The organism is Cohnella yongneupensis, from assembly GCF_042655785.1.
Lineage (GTDB): Bacteria > Bacillota > Bacilli > Paenibacillales > Paenibacillaceae > Cohnella > Cohnella yongneupensis.
The window spans coordinates 167344-186351 of the sequence record NZ_JBHSNC010000010.1 but is presented as its reverse complement, the minus strand read 5'-3'; the positions used below and the strand labels follow the sequence as shown (position 1 = coordinate 186351).

The 19008-nt window shown below is 55.6% G+C and carries 14 protein-coding genes and 1 riboswitch; of the genes, 9 read left to right on the top strand and 5 right to left on the bottom strand.

The window, feature by feature from the left end; all coding sequences use genetic code 11:
* Positions 1-436 precede the first annotated feature (436 nt).
* Positions 437-3097: an SLC13 family permease gene (locus ACFPQ4_RS03635; RefSeq protein ID WP_378110386.1), complete on the top strand. Its 2661-nt coding sequence runs from the start codon at positions 437-439 to the stop codon at positions 3095-3097.
* An 82-nt stretch (positions 3098-3179) separates the two neighbouring features.
* Here the strand turns inward: ACFPQ4_RS03635 and ACFPQ4_RS03630 are convergent, their stop codons facing one another.
* Positions 3180-3326 (bottom strand): YqzM family protein, encoded by a 147-nt coding sequence (locus ACFPQ4_RS03630; RefSeq protein ID WP_378110385.1) that lies wholly within the window; start codon positions 3324-3326, stop codon positions 3180-3182.
* A gap of 212 nt (positions 3327-3538) precedes the next feature.
* On the opposite strand from ACFPQ4_RS03630, the gene uvrC reads away from it, so the two are divergent.
* The gene (gene uvrC / locus ACFPQ4_RS03625; protein ID WP_378110384.1) at positions 3539-5470 is read left to right on the top strand and encodes an excinuclease ABC subunit UvrC; all 1932 of its coding nucleotides are present in this window, start codon (positions 3539-3541) and stop codon (positions 5468-5470) included.
* Positions 5471-5880: 410 nt separating this feature from the next.
* Here uvrC and ACFPQ4_RS03620 read toward each other — a convergent pair whose 3' ends face one another.
* Positions 5881-7608: a CPBP family intramembrane glutamic endopeptidase gene (locus ACFPQ4_RS03620; RefSeq protein WP_378110382.1), complete on the bottom strand. Its 1728-nt coding sequence runs from the start codon at positions 7606-7608 to the stop codon at positions 5881-5883.
* A 434-nt stretch (positions 7609-8042) separates the two neighbouring features.
* Between ACFPQ4_RS03620 and ACFPQ4_RS03615 the strand changes: the two genes are divergently transcribed.
* The 4 genes from ACFPQ4_RS03615 (at position 8043) to ACFPQ4_RS03600 (ending at position 12314) form a co-directional block, all read left to right on the top strand.
* Entirely contained in the window at positions 8043-9380 is a 1338-nt protein-coding gene (locus tag ACFPQ4_RS03615) for a TrkH family potassium uptake protein (RefSeq protein ID WP_378110531.1), read from the top strand.
* A 22-nt stretch (positions 9381-9402) separates the two neighbouring features.
* Positions 9403-10746, top strand: a complete 1344-nt coding sequence (locus ACFPQ4_RS03610; protein ID WP_378110530.1) for a TrkH family potassium uptake protein — start codon at positions 9403-9405, stop codon at positions 10744-10746.
* A gap of 14 nt (positions 10747-10760) precedes the next feature.
* Positions 10761-11423, top strand: a complete 663-nt coding sequence (locus ACFPQ4_RS03605; RefSeq protein ID WP_378110381.1) for a potassium channel family protein — start codon at positions 10761-10763, stop codon at positions 11421-11423.
* An 81-nt stretch (positions 11424-11504) separates the two neighbouring features.
* A complete protein-coding gene (locus ACFPQ4_RS03600; RefSeq protein ID WP_378110380.1) occupies positions 11505-12314 on the top strand; it encodes a polysaccharide deacetylase family protein in 810 nt (269 codons plus the stop codon).
* A 1-nt stretch (position 12315) separates the two neighbouring features.
* On the opposite strand, the gene ACFPQ4_RS03595 is transcribed toward ACFPQ4_RS03600, so the two are convergent.
* The gene (locus tag ACFPQ4_RS03595; protein ID WP_378110379.1) at positions 12316-12954 is read right to left on the bottom strand and encodes a 3D domain-containing protein; all 639 of its coding nucleotides are present in this window, start codon (positions 12952-12954) and stop codon (positions 12316-12318) included.
* 10 nt (positions 12955-12964) lie between these two features.
* Positions 12965-13172, bottom strand: a riboswitch (cyclic di-AMP (ydaO/yuaA leader).
* Between the two features lie 184 nt (positions 13173-13356).
* Positions 13357-14265 carry a LysR family transcriptional regulator gene (locus ACFPQ4_RS03590; protein ID WP_378110378.1) on the bottom strand — a complete coding sequence of 303 codons (909 nt, stop codon included), beginning with the start codon at positions 14263-14265 and terminating at the stop codon, positions 13357-13359.
* Positions 14266-14468: 203 nt separating this feature from the next.
* Here ACFPQ4_RS03590 and ACFPQ4_RS03585 point away from each other — a divergent pair, with 203 nt between their 5' ends.
* From ACFPQ4_RS03585 to sdhB, 3 genes are all read left to right on the top strand, one after another.
* Positions 14469-15134: a succinate dehydrogenase cytochrome b558 subunit gene (locus ACFPQ4_RS03585; protein ID WP_378110377.1), complete on the top strand. Its 666-nt coding sequence runs from the start codon at positions 14469-14471 to the stop codon at positions 15132-15134.
* Between the two features lie 63 nt (positions 15135-15197).
* Entirely contained in the window at positions 15198-16955 is a 1758-nt protein-coding gene (gene sdhA, locus ACFPQ4_RS03580; RefSeq protein ID WP_378110376.1) for a succinate dehydrogenase flavoprotein subunit, read from the top strand.
* Between the two features lie 3 nt (positions 16956-16958).
* Positions 16959-17723, top strand: a complete 765-nt coding sequence (gene sdhB, locus ACFPQ4_RS03575) for a succinate dehydrogenase iron-sulfur subunit (RefSeq protein ID WP_378110375.1) — start codon at positions 16959-16961, stop codon at positions 17721-17723.
* 288 nt (positions 17724-18011) lie between these two features.
* Here sdhB and ACFPQ4_RS03570 read toward each other — a convergent pair whose 3' ends face one another.
* The gene (locus ACFPQ4_RS03570; RefSeq protein WP_378110374.1) at positions 18012-18863 is read right to left on the bottom strand and encodes a M15 family metallopeptidase; all 852 of its coding nucleotides are present in this window, start codon (positions 18861-18863) and stop codon (positions 18012-18014) included.
* Between the last annotated feature and the right edge of the window lie 145 nt (positions 18864-19008).

Genomic DNA, 19008 nt, shown 5'->3' with positions numbered 1-19008 from the left:
AAACTCCGAGCGCACCCGCTGTAACCTCGCTAAACGAGGCTACAGCGACGAAACTCCGAGCGTATCCACTGCAACCTCGCCAAACGAGGCTACAGCGACGAAACTTCGAGCGCGTCCACTGCAACCTTGCCAAACGAGGCTACAGCGACGAAACTCCGAGCGCGTCCACTGCAACCTCGCTAAACGAGGCTACAGCGACGAAACTCCGAGTCCACCCGGCTTCACGCCCTCCCGGCAGGATCATAGCCTCCATCGAATACGGATGATCTTCCTGCTGTGGAATCTTCTTCGTGATCAGCTTCTTGATGGGTCGCGCAGCTCTTGAAAGTTGTTCAGCGCCGCCCCGGAGTCCGGACTTTTGCGTCTATATAATAGGTTAACGATAATGTAAGATAAGGATATTGAAATTATGGCTACTAGAGGGATCTATTAGATTATGGCGACGATAGCGGGATTTCGGATTTTCAGCGGGCTAACGAATATCGAGTTGGCGAAAATATTAGGCAAATTGGACAAGCGCGAGCTGCAGGCGGGGAAGCTGTTGTTCGAGCAGGGCGATGCCGGGGACAGCATGTTCCTGATCGAGAGGGGCAAAGTGCAGCTTTCGTCGGCGTTGCCGGACGGCGGCAGCAGGCCGTTAGCGGAGCTGAGCGAAGGGGATACGTTCGGCGAAATGGCGCTCTTGACGGGGGAAGCGAGGTCGGCTACCGCGAGGACCGCGACCGATTCGGTGCTTTTCGTGATGGATAAGGAGATGTTCGAGAAGCTGATCGACGAGCATCCGGTCGTCTCTAAATATTTCATCGGGTTGCTTTCCTCTCGGCTCGTGCAGACGAACGATAGATTGCAGCAATCGAATGAAGAGAAGGCAAGGTGGATTTCGCAGGCGCTGGAGGCATTGCCTACCGCGTGGTGCGAGTTCGTGGAGGCATGCTCGTTATTCCCGAGGGTGAACCGGAAGCTTGCGCGCGAGCAGTTCGGCATCGAAGCGGTGGAACGGATCGCGGAATGGATGCCTCGGTGGGAGGAGTTCATCCGGTTCGAGGAAGCCGAAGGAGATGTTGAAGGCGAGCGCTCTGAAGAACAAGCATCGCAATGGTTCGCGGTAACGGCGGCCGTACGCGGGATGCTGCGTGCGCGGCTGGCAGATCGGTACGCTACGGAGCAGTTGAGCGAGCTTCGTGAAATAGCAGAGCGGGTGTGGTGCGCGGACGGAAACTGGGACGCGGCGATCCGAATGTACGCGGAGGCGGAGCAGTGGGCGGACGCGATACGGATCTTCGCGGTCGCTCCCGACGATGCGGAGGGCTGGGACGCGCTGGATAGGTGCCCGATCGAAGCGCTCGGGAGCGCGGAGTTCGGCGTGCTCGATCGTTATTTGCGCAATTGCGCGATGAATGCGCGGGAGGCCGGTTTCGTTAAAGTCGAGGCGACGCTAGAGGCGTCAGGGCATGGGTTTAGCACGGGCCAGCTCGTGCTGCTGCATGAGCGGGCAGCCGAGATTAGCCGCGCGATCGGGATGAAAGCGAAGGCGCTCGAGCATTTGGCGATGGCGGAGGCGTTAGCGACGACGGCCGGAAGTGGGGCGGCGGGACTTGCCGCGGATGTCGACGCCGACGAGCGGGCTTACCGGCTGGCGAAGCAGAAGCTGGATCGCCAGATTACGAATGATTTGGCTTCCAAAGCCGGCAATCTGCTCAGTGGAAGCCGGTGGAGCGGCGTCATCGCGCTAGCGATCGCCGCAGGCTGCCTCGGGTATTTTCACTTCGCGGATCCGGTGGCGGGGCTGTCGCGTCACGGCATGGATTTCATAGGAATAGGCTTGGCCGCCGTGGCGCTCTGGATCGTTAACGTGATCCCGGACTATGTCGTAGCGCTGCTCATGGCGATGTTCTGGGTGCTAGGAGGCTTAGTAACGCCGGAGGTGGCGTTGTCGGGCTTCTCGTCCACGACGTGGTTATACATGCTGTTCATTCTCGCCCTAGGCGCGGTTATCACGAAGTCGGGTATTCTATTCCGATTATCGCTGCACGCGCTTAAGCGATTTCCCGCCAATTACCGCGGACAGCTATGGGGAATCGTGGCAGGGGGCACGCTGCTCAATCCGCTTATCCCGTCTTCCTCCGCGAAGGTTACGCTCGGCGTGCCGATCGCGCGTACGCTGTCGGAATCGATGGGCTTCAAGGACCGAAGCGACGGGGCCGCTGGATTGGGGCTTGCCGCGATGGTATTCTACGGCTTCGCGGCACCGTTCATGCTGACGGGCTCGTACAGCAACGTAATGGCGTTCGGTCTCGTGCACGGCGCGAAGCAGCCGAACTGGTTCGAATGGTTCCTGTACGCTTTGCCGGCGTTTCTAATCTTCGCCGCTATCATCCTCGGCTTCTTGTTCATGAAGTTCCGTAACGTGGCGCCCGCTAGACCGGTTTCCCGCGAAGTGATCGACGACCAGCTGAAGCTGATCGGCAAGCTGTCCAGAGAAGAGCGCGTGACGGTATGGACCGTCGTCGGGTGCATAGCGATGCTCATCCTTCAACCGCTTCACGGCATCGACAACGCCTGGGTGCTGCTCATCGGGTTTTCCGTATTGGTCATTACGAAAACATTGGATACGCAGACGCTCAAGACGGGTGTGGATTGGACGTTCCTGCTCTTCATCGGCATCGCGTTCAGCTTCGCCGAAGCGGCGAAGCAGCTCGGCATCGTAGAAGCGATGTCGTCTTTCCTTGGGGATCGAATGTCTGCGTTCATCGATCAGCCGATGTTGTTCCTCGCCGCGGTCATGCTGCTGTCGTTCATCGTCACGTTCATCGTTAGGGACGACCCGGCGCTTATTTTGCTGGTCGTGGCGCTGCTGCCTCTCGCCGAGCAAGCCGGCATCCACCCTTGGGTGCTCGTGTTCGTCATCTTGCTGTCGACGGATCCGTTCTTCTTCGCTTATCAATCTCCGACATATTTGACCGCCTACTATAGCGCGGAAGGCAAGTCGTTCAGCCATCGGCAAGGCCAATGGATGGCGCTCGGGTATGCCGTCGCGGCAATGGCGGCGGTCATGGCGAGCGTGCCTTACTGGAAGTGGATCGGATTGATCGGCTGAGAAACGTTTAGAGATAACGAAAAAACGCATTCCGGATTCCCGAGAAGGGTTCGGAATGCGTTTTTTACTGTTCGTCGGAAGCTTAGTCGATAATAAATTTAATAACAACCGCTACGGTGAACACCACGAACATGAAGCCGAACATTGCGAAAAAGCCCATTGCCGTATCGTTCAAGTCGTCGCGCGGTTCTTCGTTAATATGTTGACGCGGATCTCTTACGTTTTCCATGGTAAGCCTCCTGAGACGTTCGATACTGATAGTATACCCAACTTCGCTTTTTGTTGTAAAGACATGCAAAGCGCCAGTCGGTGACAAGTTTGCGACATCGGCGACGGCGGCGAATCCGAAAAGCCCGCGGCTATGGTACAATGGAGGAACGGGTGTTCTGCCTGGCGATCGAATCGCCGAACCCGAATGCCGATAAAGACGAGGTGCCCTGCATGGATAACTTGACTCCTCCTGCGGCCAGCCGCGAGGAAGCGATGGCGAATATTCGCCATAAGCTTGCGCTGCTTCCGGATCAGCCGGGTTGCTACCTGATGAAGAACGGCGAAGGCCGCATCATATACGTAGGCAAAGCGAAAGTACTGAAAAACCGCGTCCGCTCTTATTTTATCGGAAGCCATGACGGCAAGACGCAAAAATTAGTGTCCGAAATCCGGGACTTCGAATATATCGTCACGGCGAGCAACACGGAATCGCTCATCCTCGAGTGTAATTTGATCAAGGAGCATATGCCGAGATATAACGTGCTGCTCAAGGACGACAAATCGTTCCCCTATTTAAAAATAACGCACGAAGCGCATCCGAAGCTCGAAGTGACGCGGCGGGTCGTGAAAGACAAGGCGAAGTATTTCGGCCCGTACCCGAACGCGTTCGCGGCCCAACAGACGAAGAAGCTGCTCGATCGGCTGTATCCGCTTCGCAAGTGCAACGTGCTGCCGGACAAAGTGTGCTTATATTATCACCTTGGCCAATGCGTCGCGCCATGCGAATATCCGGTCGATCAGAAAGTTTACGACGAGATGATCGGCGAAATTTCGCGGTTTCTGAACGGGGGGCATGCCGACATCCGTCGCGAGCTGAAGCGCAAGATGGAGGAAGCGGCCGAAGAGCTGGCTTTCGAGCGCGCTCGCGAATACCGCGACCAGATAACGGCGATCGATGCGCTGATGGAGAAGCAGACGATCAATATGACCGACGCGATGGATCGCGACGTGTTCGGCTTTGCGGTCGACAAAGGCTGGATGTGCGTGCAAATTCTCTATATGCGCCAAGGCAAAATGAATCAGCGCCACATGTCCGTCTTTCCGTATTACGGCGAGCCGTACGATGATTTTCTCAGTTATGTTACCCAGTATTACAGCGATAATCCCGCGCTTCCTCGCGAAATGCTACTGCCGTTGCCGCCGGAAGAGGAAGCGGGCGAACGCGAGACGCCGGCTGCGGGAACGGACAGCGAGGCGGCTTTGACGAGAAAACTTGCCGAGGAAGAAGATACGGCGGATTCGCCGTCCGAAGAAGGCGGCGAAGTCGGAGACTCGCTGCGCCGCTGGTTGAAGATCAAGGTGGCGTTGCCTCGCCGCGGCACGAAGAAGCAACTCGTCGCGATGGCGTGCGACAACTCGCGGGTAGCGCTGGAGGAGAAGTTCAAGCTGCTAGAGCGGGACGAGACGCGAACCGTGAAAGCGGCGGACGGCTTGGCCGAGCTACTCGGCATTCCGAGCGCGCACCGGATCGAGGCATTCGATAACTCGAACATTCAAGGTGCTTCGCCGGTTTCCGCGATGGTCGTGTTCACGGACGGCAAGCCGGATAAGAAGGAATATCGCAAGTATAACGTCAGGTCCGTCGAGGGGCCAGATGATTACGAGACGATGCGTGAAGTCGTGCGCAGACGGTATGAACGGGTGCTTAAAGAAGGGCTGCCGATGCCGGATTTGATCGTCATCGACGGCGGCAAAGGGCATATCGCGTCCGTCATGGACGTGCTAGCCAACGAGCTCGGGCTCGACGTGCCGGTATGCGGCTTGGCGAAAGACGCCAAGCACCGCACGGCGGAGCTGCTTGTAGGCGATCCACCCGAACCTGTCCCGCTAGCGCGGGACAGCCAGGAATTCTACTTGCTGACGCGCATTCAGGACGAGGTGCATCGTTTCGCGATTACGTTCCACCGCGAGAAGCGGGCGAAGGGGATGGTCGCTTCCAAGCTCGACGCGATTCCGGGCATCGGAGAGAAGAGACGCAAGCAGCTGCTCAAGCATTTCGGCTCGCTTAAGGCGATCAAGGAAGCTTCGGTGGAAGATTTCAAAGCGGTATCGATCGGCGAAGCGCTGGCGAGCCGTATTTTGGAGGCTTTGAACGCGGAGTAGAGGCTCGTCGGTGTGAAATAGCACGATAATATCGAGTTACGGAGCGGAAAAGGGCTCGACGGCTAACAATAACGCGATAATATCGAGTTACGAAGCGGAAAAGGGCTCGACGGCTAGCAATAGCGCGATAATATCGAGTTACGGAGCGGAAAAAGGTTCGTCGGCTAACAATAGCACGATAATATCGCGTTACAGAGCGGCAAAAGGCTCGACGGCAAACAATAGCACGATAATATCGAGTTACGGAGCTGAAAAAGGTTCGACGGCTAGCAATAGCGCGATAATATCGAGTTACGAAGCGGAAAAAGGCTCGACGGCTAGCAATAGCGCGATAATATCGCGTTACAGCGGCCGTCGAGCCTTTCGTGCGTTTCCTGAGCCTAGGGGATAACGATGAAAAGGGACTTTCCTTATACCATATGCCCCGGGCGAGCGGAGAGCCGCCGATGCAGCCACCAGATCGCGATGCCGGCAAGCCCCGGCATGAGGAGGCTGAACAGTCCGCTCCAATAATCTCCCGGCAAGCCGTCGGATAGCAGTTGAACGCCCATGAGGATAGCGTCGAGCGTCACGTGGGCGAAGATCACGGCCATAAGCCCGAAGCGAAGCATGAACCAACCGAACAGCAAGGACAGCAATACGAGCTCGATCGTACGCGTATAGATCGGGTAGACCGCGTAACCGACGTGCCCTAGCGCCCATAACAAGCCCGGCGGCAACATAGCGGCGAAAGTCAGCCAAGATACAGTTCGGGCCGAAGGCTCCCTGCCGAGCAGCTTGCGGACGCCTCCGACGAACCAACGACGGAATAGTCCGATGCCGAACAGCCGGCTTTGCAGCTCTTCGGAAATGCCCGCGCACCAAGCGAGAATCGGCAATAACCACGGATAAGTCATGTTATAGGTCGATTGCGACGGATCAGACGCAGCGAAAGAGCCGAGCAATTGCTGCAACACGATCAGTATAACGGATTGGGCGCCTAGCAGAATAAAGGCGAGGAAGTATCCCGTCTTCATGCTCTGGAGCACGGTTTCGCCATATCCGGCATCCTTCCAACGAGGCCATAAAGCAACGCCCATCGACTTCCACAAGCCATCGCCGCCAACCGCTGACAAATACGTGAGCAAGCCCATCGCACCGTAAATAATAAGGCTGACCGTAATTAGGCTCGGGTTAAGCGTATCGCTGACGCCGGTGGACGTCCCCATCACGCTAGCCCGCATTCCCGGGATCAGGTTGTAAGTAAAGGCGACGTAGAGGGCGAAGAACACGAGGGCCAAGAATATCCCCCGCCGATACGAGCTATGCGCGGCATAAGTACCCGCGGCAACGATGGCGCACACGAGCAATAGCATCTGAGGTACGATATAACCGAACTTCGATATTTGGGAAGCCAAATGCTCTTGCTTATCCATATAGCCTAGGAAGCTCGCCGGCAATTGCGTGCCATAAAGGACATATCCGCCATCCCACGGAGTCGCGGAAGATCCGGAAGTCTCGAACGAACGCGGCACGCGCACTTTCAGCCATTGCTGCGCCTCGCCTACGTCCGACTGCTTGGAGACGAATACGGAGCTTCCGTCCGCCTCGTGAATGCCGCTCCATTCCCAGCTTCCCGCGTCTATTCCCCAAGCGGAGGCGAATCGCAGCGCTCTTTCGGCTTCCGCTTGGCCATTCCCTGACTCCGAGGCGGTCTTGTTCTCGGCGCCGATACCGCCGCTAGCTTGATGCCGCCAGCCTACGAGGTTTCCGGATTTCAGATGAAGCAGCAGCTTAAGCGTTCCCGAGCTGCCGCCCAAATGAAGATCTACGCGGTAATAGTCGGTCGGTAACGTGGCGTCTAACCGTTTGTCGTATTCGGACATCAAGTTATTTTTGGCGTAATACCCGACCGCATCGCTATCCGACAGCTGGGTGACGGTTACCTTGCCGATCGTGCCGCGTTCGATCCCGAAGCGCTTTTCCGCAATGGATACGGCTTGATTTTCCGCTTGGGCGCGGGTTAATACCTTCTGATCATCCGACTGTAACTGCTGATAGGTCGTCGGCAATACTTGTATAAATAGAAAGAGTAATAAGCTGATCGCGGCGGTCCATACCCAGCGGCGCGACAGAGATGCTTGATTATGTTGGGGCATTGGCGGGTGCTTCCTCTCTTGGCATGACCTATTGGATCTCTGATTTTCCATTAAGTATCTCGCATTTTCGATGAAAATGAAAGAAAAGGGAGCGATAATCGTAGCGCGGCGGCATTAGCCGAAGATAGTATGCGTTTGCTGTGCTTAATATCGTCGAAACGCGGTAGTTTGCCCCCTTTTTGACGTTGTTCCCACTACCTAGAAAGCATATAATTCGATGGTACGTCACGTAATTCCATATTGAACCAGCCGGTTTGCCGAATGGAAAACGGGGCGCCGACCGATCGCCGGTACAAGTTATTGTATTCGGAGATCTACCCTCGCAGACTGTGCGGAACAGGACATGTATGTTAATCTCGAAGCAGTGGGCTCCATTGCTTCTTTTTTTATGGTCGGTCATTGCTTTCAGAGGAGAATATCGCTTGTACACAAAAATGGTTCGCTGGTTTAGCGCGTCTCCTCCGAGAACGCTGCTTCTAGGCTTCGTGTTCATCATCCTTCTAGGCGCGCAGCTGTTAAAGCTGCCGGTCTCCGTGACGGACGGAAAGCCGATGCCTTATATCGATGCTCTATTTACCGCGGCATCCGCGACGTGCGTAACCGGGCTCGTCGTTGAAGATACGGGCTCTTATTTTACGACTTTCGGTCATGCAGTTATCCTCTTGCTCGTCCAAGTCGGCGGAATCGGCTTTATGACGATGGCGACGCTGTTCGCCTTGATTCTCCGAAGACGGATCTCGCTCAAGGAAAGACTTATTCTGCAAGAATCGCTTAACCAGGGCAGCATTGAAGGGCTCGTACGTCTCGTGCGCAAAGTCATTACTTTCGCTCTTGCCATCGAAGCCATAGGAGCGGCCTTATACGCGATAAGGTTCGCGTTCGATATGAGCATCGGGCGCGCGATATACCACGGAGTGTTTCATTCGATATCGATCTTTAACAATGCGGGCTTCGACTTGTCGGGCGATTTCAGCAGCTTCTCCGCTTACTCGTCGGACCTCTATATGAACGTCGTCTCGATGCTGCTCATTATTTTAGGCGGCTTCGGCTTTATCGTCTTGTCCGACTTGTTCGACTTGCGGTTAGACTTAAAACGAAGATTGTCTTTGCATACCAAAGTCGTATTGATTGTCAGCGGAACGCTGATCGTCGTCGGAGCGCTTATTATCTTCCTGTTCGAATTCACGAATTCCCAATCGATCGGACCTAGCGTTCTCGGAGAGAAGGCGCTCGCTTCGGTGTTCCAGTCGGTGACGACCCGTTCCGGCGGGGTGACTACCGTCGACATTTCCAACTTCCGTCAAGCGACGCAATTTTTCATTATTATTCTCATGTTTATCGGCTCGTCTCCGGGATCAACGGGCGGGGGGATCAAGACGACGACGTTCGCCGTGCTCGTCGGCGCCGTGCTGGCCATGATCCGGGGCAAAGACGACGTCGTTCTGTTCCGCCTCCGGCTTGCCCAAGAGCGGGTATACAAAGCCGTTACCGTCACGCTGTTCTGTATCGGCATCGTGATGCTGGGAACGATGATTTTATGTACGACGGAAGATGCGGCATTTTTGAAAATACTGTTCGAAGCAACGTCCGCCTTCGGCACGGTCGGTTTGTCCATGGGATTGACCGGGGAGTTAACGACTCCAGGGAAGCTCACGATCATCGTTCTCATGTTCATCGGGCGGCTCGGGCCGCTGACGCTGACCTACGCCCTGGCGCCGAAGTTGGAACGCGCCCGCTATCGGCATGCGGAAGGTAAAATCATAATCGGTTAATCGGATAGGGAGAGGGCTTATGATGCGAGACGCGTTGCGTAAATTTATGGGCTCGCCGCCGCGTATTCTCGTTGCGGGGTTTTTAGCAATCATCTTTATCGGCGCGGGACTCCTTATGCTGCCGTTCGCTCACGTTGCGGAACATCAGCCCAAATTTCTCGACGCGCTGTTCACCGCGACGTCGGCTACTTGTGTGACGGGACTCGTAGTCGTGGATACGGGGACGTATTGGACTACAGCCGGACAAGTTATTATTTTATTGCTCATCCAGATCGGCGGCCTAGGCTTCATGACGATGTCGACGTTGTTCGCGATCGTCCTCAAACGACGGATTTCGCTGCGCGAGCGCCTCGTGCTTCAAGAGGCGTTGAACCAGACGAGCATAGAAGGCATCGTGCGTTTGGTACGTAAAGTCGTCGTCTATGCGCTTGCCATCGAGACGGCAGGATCGTTGTTGTTCGCGATTCGCTTCGCATACGATATGCCGGTCGGAGAGGCCATCTTTAAGGGCGTCTTCCACGGCGTCTCGTTCTTCAATAACGCAGGATTCGATATTATGGGCAATTACCGTAGCTTGGTCGATTACGTCGGCGATCCGCTCGTTAACATCGTGACGATGCTGCTTATTATTCTCGGCGGTCTAGGCTTCGTCGTATTGGCGGATTTAGTGGAAATGCGAAAGCTAAGACGGAGGCTGAGCTTGCACTCTAAAGTCGTGCTTAGCATGTCGGGCATACTTATCGTCGCCGGGGCCGTCGTCATCTTTATTTTCGAGTATACGAACCAGGCAACGATGGCGCATTTGGGCTTCGGAGAGAAGCTGTTGGCCTCGTTCACGCAGTCCGTGTCGCCGCGAACCGCCGGTGTTAATACGGTCGATTTGGCGGGACTGCGGCAAGCGACGCAATTTTTTATCGTCATCCTCATGTTTATCGGTGCATCTCCCGGCTCGACGGGAGGCGGCATCAAGACGACGACGTTCACCGCGCTCATCGGCGCCGTCGTGGCCATGATCCGGGGCAAGGACGACGTAGTTCTGTTCCGATACCGTCTCGCGCAGGAGCGGGTGTACAAGGCGCTTACCGTTACGCTGTTCGCTTTCGTGCTCGTCACGATCGCAACGATGATTTTGGCGACGACCGAGGATCATCCCTTCCTCATGATTTTGTTCGAGGTGACATCGGCTTTCGGTACGGTCGGCTTAACGATGGGGCTGACTACGCAGCTTACGATTGCGGGTAAAATCATTATCATCGTCATGATGTTCATCGGACGTCTAGGTCCGTTAACGCTAACCTACGCGCTAGGACCTAAACAAGAACGCAAGCTTTACCGCGAAGCGGAAGGCAAAATCATAATCGGGTAGGAGAGCAGGACAACATGAAGGCGAATCAATTCATCATTATCGGATTAGGCCGTTTCGGCTCGAGCATCGGCCAAGAGCTTATCCGATTGGGCCACGAAGTGCTCGGCGTCGACCGCGACGAGGAAAAAGTACAGGAGTTGTCCAAAATATTTACGCATGCGATAGTAGCGGATGCGACGGAAGAAGAAGTGCTACGATCGATCGGCGCGCGCAACTTCGATTGCGGCGTCGTCGCGATCGGAGACGATGTCGAGGCTAGCATTTTAGCGACGATCCTGTTGCAGGAGCTCGGCGTGAAGAAAGTAGTGGCGAAGGCGGTGTCCGAGTTGCACGGCCGCGTGTTGGAGCGCATGGGCGTCGACCGCATTATTTATCCCGAGCGCGATATGGGCATTCGCGTCGCGCACCAGCTCGTCTCGCCGAATCTGCTCGATTACATCGAGCTTTCAAAGCAGTATACGATCGCGGAGCTCGCGGTTCCGCAATGCCTATCGGGACAATCGCTCGAAGACGTCAATCCGAGAGGACGGTTCGGTTGCAGCATCGTGGCGATTAACAAACCGAAGGGTATCATCATCGCGCCGGCAGCCAACGATGTGCTTGCCGAGAAGGACGTCATGGTCGTCATCGGGACGAACGAGCAAATTGAGCAGTTCCAGCACTCGCTCAACAAATAATCGATTTGCAGCCGTAAGTATGAAAAAGTTCCCACTTGCTCAGGATATAAGGTAGACGATCGGTCCTGGGAGGGTGGCACAATGGCAGGTTGGCGTTATCGAATCGCGGTGATGGTGCTGGGGGGCGCCGTCACCCTTTTATGTTTGATGGGGTCGGCTCGTTCGGCCGGAGCCGTACCGCCCGGCATACAGTGGACGGATTTGGAACGCAAATTCGAAGGGGTATTCGTCTTATCCGCTTCGCGCGAGTCTAGGAAAGTGGCGCTAACGTTCGATGACGTGCCGGATCCTAGATTTACGGGTCAAGTTCTCGACGTATTAAAGAAAAAGCACGTGACGGCTACTTTTTTCGCTATGGGGACGCGCAGCATGAAACATCCGGATCTGCTTAGGCGCATTAAGCGCGAAGGGCATGACGTAGGCAACCATTCCTACAGCCATCCGGATTTCTCCAAGCTGCCGGTCGAGGACGTGAAGCGGCAGATTACGCGCGCGGAGACGGTCATCGCGGGTATTATCGGTTACAAGCCGAAGCTTGTCCGCCCGCCGTACGGGGAAATTATGCCGGAACAGCTGGAGTGGGCGAAAACGCAAGGGTATACGGTCGTCAATTGGGACGTGGATTCCGCGGATTGGCGGCAATTGACTGAGAATGAAGTGTTCCGCAACGTGACGAAGTCGGTCAGGCCGGGATCGGTCATTCTTATGCATGCGGGAGGCGGGGAAGGGCAAAGTCTCGCCGGTACGGTCAAAGCGCTGCCTCGGATTATCGATTGGCTGAGGGAGCATGACTACGAGCCGGTCTCCTTGTCGGAGCTGCTCGGATTGCCGGTAAAACGCGATAACTCCCTCAAGCAGATGTTGCATCTGCCCGAAGGAGCTATCGAGTAACTTATTTCAAAATGTACACTTTCACGTTCTGAATGCCGAATTCGGAGACGAACGCCGGGGTGCCGGGAATGAAAATATCGACGCGTTTACCTTTGATGGCCGAGCCTTTGTCGGTCGCCGTTCCGACCATGCCGCCGACCGGCAAGCCGTTGAAGTCGTAGCCCGTAATGTACAGCTTCGTTCCGAACGGGATTACGCTCGGATCGACGGCGATCGTACCCAGCTTCAGCGCGTTGCCGAAGTAGTCGACGGCGCCCCAGGGGCCGTTTTCTTCCGGAGCCGACGAGTACGCCGTTGCTTTGATATCGAGCACTTTGGAGTATGCGAGCGAAACCCCTGCATTCGTGGTGATCGATTGCGCCGTAACCGACGGTTGCTCGGTCGACTTCGCCGTGACCGTGTTGGTCGTCGGAATCGAAAGCCGCAAGCCCGCGTAGATGTTCGTCGGGTCCACGTTCGGATTGGCGTCCAGCAGAAGCTGCGTCGGAATGCCGTAATATTGGGATAGCTTCCAGAACGTCGTCGTGTCCGTAGCGATGTGAGTCGTTGCCGCATGGGCGGTTAATGCAGGAATGAGCAGAGCGCCGCCCAAGACGAGCGATGCCGTGCGCGTGCCGAGATTCTTCAGTTTTCGGTTCATAAGTATACTTGCCTCCTAATAAAATGGGGCCGGCGAGGTTAGCTGTCGGGTTCGGATTGGGAGTACAACCCTACGATCGGACGAGCGACGTCTCCGTCGCTAAGTACGTTTCGATTCACCCCGAGTGCAGTCGGCGTTGGACGATGGCCGAGCCATCCGCGCCTATGCGCACGTTAAGTATTTTCCCCCGCACCAAATGGTTTAGGCCAGATTTGGTTGTCCATTCATAGGGAACGATTGTTACACGGTTCCACTCTGAATGGCTTAGATACAAACGTTATGCCGCTATCTTCCAAGATTGGCGGCAACCGTTTATACGTCTTGTAGAGGTTAACACAGCAGGCAGATCGTTGGAACCGGAAAATCCCGGCAATCGCCCTCAAACCCGCGCCGGGACTGCATTTACGGAGTGTTCGTCCGACGGCTGAAATAAGCGGTCATCTCGTCGATCAAATAGCGGGTCGAAGGCGCAAGCCATGCCGGATCCCCGTGAATGATCGATATCGTCCGCTTCGTCTCTTCCAGTTCCGGAATGCGGACCAGGTACAGGTCGTTGTCTGCGAGTAGCTGCTCGCGCATATACGATTTGGGCAAAAGCGTCCCGGCCCGGCACGCGGATAACAACCGGATGATGGCTTCGAACGAATCGATTTCCATGCGAACGTCCGGCTTCAGATTGTATTTACGGAACAGCTCGTCCGTGTGCGTGCGGTACCAGGTGCCCGGCGCGAACAAAATCATGGGCAATCCGTTCAGATCGGACATCGCCAGCTGCGTTCTCTCTAATATATAGTGCGTTCGGGGAAGGACGAGTATGAGGTGATCGTCAAATAAGGGTAAACTTGTAATGGCGGGATCGGCATCGACGGCGGACGCGACGAGACCGAAGTCGACTTTACGCTCCTTCACTAGCGTCGCGATTTCGTGCGCTTTGCCGGTGACCGCTTTGATCTCGAGCTGAGGATGTTTCTCCGTCATCGCTTGGATAAGCTCAGGCAACGTCGTCTGCAGCGTCGTTAGGCTAGCTCCGATCGTGGCGACCGGCGCTTCCTCGGACTTGAAAGCGTTCAGCTTTTGCAAGTAATTGCTGTGGAACCGGCGAAGCTCCAATGCGAATTCATAAGTCAGTTGTCCGGCCGCGGTGAGCTCAAGGCGTTTGCCGATGCGGCGGAACAGGGTCACTTCCAGCTCCGATTCCAGCTTGGCGATTCGCCGGGATAGCGCGGGCTGAGAGACGTTCAGCCGCTCTGCCGCTTTGTTCAGGCTCGTCTGCTCCACGATCGTGGCGAACGCGCGCATGTCATCAAGCATGTCGGACGACTCCTTCATTGTCGAATAAAGGTACCATATGCATAATCGTTATAAGTTATAATAAGAAATATGCAGTTCCATTATAAGCGAAAATAGAGTAACCTATAAAGCGGTGACTGATGGTGGCGAATGGCATTGAAGGCAATGTCTAAGAGCGTCCACAGCGACAATCGCACGGTTACGAAAGGAGAACACATACGGACATGAAAGGGAATTCTTACTTACCGCGCAAGCTTCACTCTTTGCTCGGTGTCATTCCGCTAGGCCTGTTCTTGGTCGAGCACGCATTGACGAACTACTCCGCATACGAAGGCGGAACCGAGGGATTCGCGGACAGCATCGACTTTTTGCACGGGCTTCCGTTGTTACCGTTCCTAGAGCTGTTCTTTATTTGGTTGCCGATTTTGTTCCACGGCGTTTACGGGTTGTACATGGCGTTCCAATCCAACCTTAACGTCGGCCGCTTCAGCTACTCCCGGAACTGGGCGTTCGCGTTGCAACGCGTTACCGGAGTAATCACGTTCATCTTCGTCGCTTGGCATGTCTACGAGACGCGCTTGCAAGTTACGTTCGGCAACACGACGTATGAACAACTCGGCTCGCATATGCACGATATCGTCAGCAATCCGGCCGTGTTCACGATCTATATCATTGCTGTCCTTGCGGCTACGTTCCACTTCGCCAACGGCATCTGGGCATTCCTCGTCAGTTGGGGAATCACGATCGGTCCGCGCGCGCAAAAAGTGTCCGCGAACATTTGCATGGGCATCTTCGTTATCGTGTCCGTGTTATTCTTGCTGTCGCTGATCGCGTTCCGCGGCGACGAGTTCGATGCCGCTGCGTCGATCGCTTCCGTAACGGCAGGTTAAGCTTAGGCAATCGCACCCAGTTTTGCTGAGGCAGAACTTTTTTTTAGGGAGGAAGAAGACGTAATGGCTACAGGTAAAGTCATAGTTGTAGGCGGCGGACTGGCCGGCCTTATGGCAACGATAAAAGCGGCTGAAGCGGGCGTACGGGTCGATCTGTTCTCGCTCGTTCCGGTCAAAAGATCGCACTCCGTATGCGCGCAAGGCGGCATTAACGGAGCAGTCAATACGAAGGGCGAAGGCGACTCCCCGTGGGAGCACTTCGACGATACGGTTTATGGAGGCGACTTCCTCGCCAACCAGCCGCCGGTTAAAGCGATGTGCGAAGCGGCGCCCGGCATCATTCACTTGATGGACCGGATGGGCGTTATGTTCAGCCGTACGCCGGAAGGCTTGCTTGACTTCCGCCGGTTCGGCGGAACGCAATACCACCGCACGGCGTTCGCGGGCGCGACGACGGGCCAGCAGCTCCTGTACGCGTTGGACGAGCAAGTTCGCCGCTGGGAAGCGGCCGGACTCGTGCAAAAGTACGAGCACTGGGAGTTCACGGGAGCGGTAGTGGACGACGACGGCATTTGCCGCGGCATCTCGGCGCAAGACTTGCGCACGATGGAGTCGGTCACATTCCGCGGCGACGCGGTTATTCTCGCGACCGGCGGTCCCGGCATTATTTTCGGCAAAACGACGAACTCGGTTATCAATACGGGTACCGCGGCCAGCGCGGTGTATCAGCAAGGTGTATACTACGCGAACGGCGAGTTCATCCAAATTCACCCGACGGCTATTCCGGGCGACGATAAGAACCGCCTCATGAGCGAATCCGCCCGCGGCGAAGGCGGACGGATTTGGACGTACAAGGACGGCAAGCCTTGGTACTTCCTCGAGGAGAAATATCCGGCGTACGGTAACCTCGTGCCTCGGGATATCGCGACTCGCGAAATTTTCGACGTATGCGTCAACCAAAAGCTCGGCATCAACGGCGAGAACAGAGTGTATCTCGATTTGTCGCATAAAGATCCGAAGGAGCTCGACGTTAAACTCGGCGGCATTATCGAGATTTACGAGAAGTTCATGGGCGACGACCCGCGCAAAATTCCGATGCAAATTTTCCCGGCGGTTCACTACTCGATGGGCGGACTATGGGTCGATTACAACCAAATGACGAACATCCCGGGCTTGTTCGCTTGCGGAGAGTGCGAGTACCAATACCACGGCGCGAACCGTCTCGGAGCGAACTCCTTGCTGTCCGCGATCTTCGGCGGCATGGTAACCGGACCTAAAGCGATCGAATATATCAAAGGATTGAAGAAGTCCGCCGAGGACGTATCGGAAAGCGTATTCGAGCGCGAGCGCAACAAGCAAGCGAGCAAATACGACGCGATCACGAAGATGGACGGCAACGAGAACGCGTACGTCATCAGCAAGGAGCTCGGCGAGTGGATGACGAACAACATGACCGTCGTTCGCCACAACGACAAGCTTCAGCAGACGATCGACAAGATCAAAGAGCTCAAGCAACGCTACACGAAAATCAACATCAACGATACGCTCAAGTGGAACAATGCCGGCGCGGCTTATACGCGTCAATTGTGGAACATGCTTGAGTTGGCGGAGTCGATGACGGTCAGCGCGCTCATGCGCGACGAGAGCCGCGGCGCTCACTACAAGCCGGACTTCCCGGGTCGCAACGACGAGAAGTTCCTGAAGACGACCAAGGCGAAGTGGACGGCCGAAGGGCCGCAAATTTCGTACGAAGAAGTCGACGTTTCCTTGATCAAGCCGCGTACGCGCGACTATTCCTCGAACAAGAAGAAGGAGGGCTAAGCGATGGCAGATACGGCAACGGCAAAACGAACGGTAAAGTTCATTATTACGCGTCGGGATCAGCCTGATGCCTCCTCTTATACGGAGGAATTCGAGGTTCCTTACCGCCCTAACATGAACGTCATCAGCGCGCTCATGGAAATTCAGCGGAATCCGGTTAAAGCGGACGGTTCGAAAACCGCGCCGGTATGCTGGGAATCGAACTGCTTGGAGGAAGTGTGTGGCGCTTGCTCGATGGTCATTAACGGCAAGCCTCGCCAAGCGTGTTCCGCGCTTATCGACCGTCTGGAGCAGCCGATCCGCCTCGAGCCGATGAGCACGTTCCCGATCGTTCGCGACCTCGTCATCAACCGCGAGCGGATGTTCCAATCGCTGAAGAAGGTCAAAGCTTGGATTCCGATCGACGGTACGTACGATCTGGGACCGGGTCCGCGCATGGCCGAGTCGAAGCGCCAATGGGCGTACGAATTGTCCAAGTGCATGACGTGCGGCGTCTGCTTGGAAGCCTGCCCTAACGTTAACGATCGCAGCACGTTCATCGGCCCGGCGCCGATCTCCCAAGTGCGCCTGTTCAATGCGCATCCGACGGGCGAGATGAACGCGTTCGAGCGTCTGGAAGCGTTGATGGAAGACGGCGGCATCGAAGGCTGTGGCAACTCGCAGAACTGCGTGCGCTCGTGCCCTAAAGGCATTCCGCTGACGACGTCCATCGCGGCGATGAACAAAGACACGACCAAGCACTTGTTCAAAAAGTGGCTGGGCATGTAATAGCAGCAAAAAACGCCCGCGGCGATCCTTGGATCGCTCGCGGGTGTTCTTTTGTGATTGGCAGTTAGTTGGAGTAACTCGATCCAGTCGAATAGAGGCATATGTGCCCCTAAATGCGTCGCTTGACTACCGATCAGCGGAATAGAGGCATATGTGCCTCTAAATGCATCGGATGATTACCGGTCAGCGGAATAGAGGCATATATGCCCCTAAAAGCTTCGAACACGCACGGAGTAGCAAGATAGAGGCATATGTGCCCTTAAACTCATCTCATCAATAGGACTGAAATTACTTAGCTGTGTTCCCCGCAGATTTGCCCGCCGACACGGCCACGGCGTCGAAAAATTCCTCTAACGTAATTCCTTTGTCCATCACTTGCTTCGCGACGTCGGTGCCGACATAGCGGATGTGCCACGGCTCGTAGGAATAGCCGGTAATGTCCTCTTTGTCTTTCGGATAACGGATGATGAAGCCGTGCTCGGCGGCATGCGCGACGAGCCATTTGCCTTCTAGCGTCTCCCCGTAGCTCTCTTCCAGCCCGTATCCGACGCTTGCGCTAGATACGTCGAGCGCAAGACCGGTCTGATGCTCGCTCTGGCCGGCGTGCGCGCTAAACCGCGCCGCGGCTTCTTCGCCATGCTTACTGACGTAGTACGCGAACAGAGACTGCTGCGTCTTGTAGGAACGATAGCCGGATACGACCTTAAGATCGATGCTGTCCTCCTTTGCGGCTGCGAAGAGCGATTCCAACGCATCCGCTGCTACCTGTCGTAGCTGTTTCTTCGGCGAATTGTCGGAGAAAGCGAACGGGACGTTAGGAATGACAAGGTCGCTTGGTTCGTAGTCGGCAGGCAAGTTCCGTTTCTTATTCGCAAGCACCAGCGTGCTTTCCGCATTCGTTACGACCGCTATGCCTAGGTCATTGGTCGCGATCGTGCGGTTGGGTAAGCTTGCGATCACTCGCGCATCCTGCGGAGGTTCGGATGCCGTCGGTTGCGGCGATGGTTCCGCGGAAGCGGTTGCGGTAGGTACGGGCGGCGTGCCGTCGCGTTTTTTGAGCGTCAAGCCATTGACTTGAGTCCACGCGCCAACCGCCACGATTACGGCTATTAAGCCGATTAACATTCTCTTGTTGCTCATAAGTGTCTTCCCATCCTGTTGTTCTATGACAAGCGTGTCCCTCATTATAGACCTCGCTTGCCGGAGAAAATAGCGTATTTTGTCTGATTTTCACGAATGGAAGGCAGGAAAATGATGGGTCCTTGTCTAAGTCTTAAGATAGAGA

Coding starts and splice junctions, on each gene's coding strand:
- sdhA (WP_378110376.1), top strand. CDS start 15,198: ATGGCTACAGGTAAAGTCATAGTTGTAGGCGGCGGACTGGCCGGCCTT.
- ACFPQ4_RS03630 (WP_378110385.1), bottom strand. CDS start 3,326: ATGGAAAACGTAAGAGATCCGCGTCAACATATTAACGAAGAACCGCGC.
- ACFPQ4_RS03635 (WP_378110386.1), top strand. CDS start 437: ATGGCGACGATAGCGGGATTTCGGATTTTCAGCGGGCTAACGAATATC.
- ACFPQ4_RS03605 (WP_378110381.1), top strand. CDS start 10,761: ATGAAGGCGAATCAATTCATCATTATCGGATTAGGCCGTTTCGGCTCG.
- ACFPQ4_RS03600 (WP_378110380.1), top strand. CDS start 11,505: ATGGCAGGTTGGCGTTATCGAATCGCGGTGATGGTGCTGGGGGGCGCC.
- sdhB (WP_378110375.1), top strand. CDS start 16,959: ATGGCAGATACGGCAACGGCAAAACGAACGGTAAAGTTCATTATTACG.
- ACFPQ4_RS03570 (WP_378110374.1), bottom strand. CDS start 18,863: ATGAGCAACAAGAGAATGTTAATCGGCTTAATAGCCGTAATCGTGGCG.
- uvrC (WP_378110384.1), top strand. CDS start 3,539: ATGGATAACTTGACTCCTCCTGCGGCCAGCCGCGAGGAAGCGATGGCG.
- ACFPQ4_RS03590 (WP_378110378.1), bottom strand. CDS start 14,265: ATGCTTGATGACATGCGCGCGTTCGCCACGATCGTGGAGCAGACGAGC.
- ACFPQ4_RS03585 (WP_378110377.1), top strand. CDS start 14,469: ATGAAAGGGAATTCTTACTTACCGCGCAAGCTTCACTCTTTGCTCGGT.
- ACFPQ4_RS03615 (WP_378110531.1), top strand. CDS start 8,043: ATGGTTCGCTGGTTTAGCGCGTCTCCTCCGAGAACGCTGCTTCTAGGC.
- ACFPQ4_RS03620 (WP_378110382.1), bottom strand. CDS start 7,608: ATGCCCCAACATAATCAAGCATCTCTGTCGCGCCGCTGGGTATGGACC.
- ACFPQ4_RS03610 (WP_378110530.1), top strand. CDS start 9,403: ATGCGAGACGCGTTGCGTAAATTTATGGGCTCGCCGCCGCGTATTCTC.
- ACFPQ4_RS03595 (WP_378110379.1), bottom strand. CDS start 12,954: ATGAACCGAAAACTGAAGAATCTCGGCACGCGCACGGCATCGCTCGTC.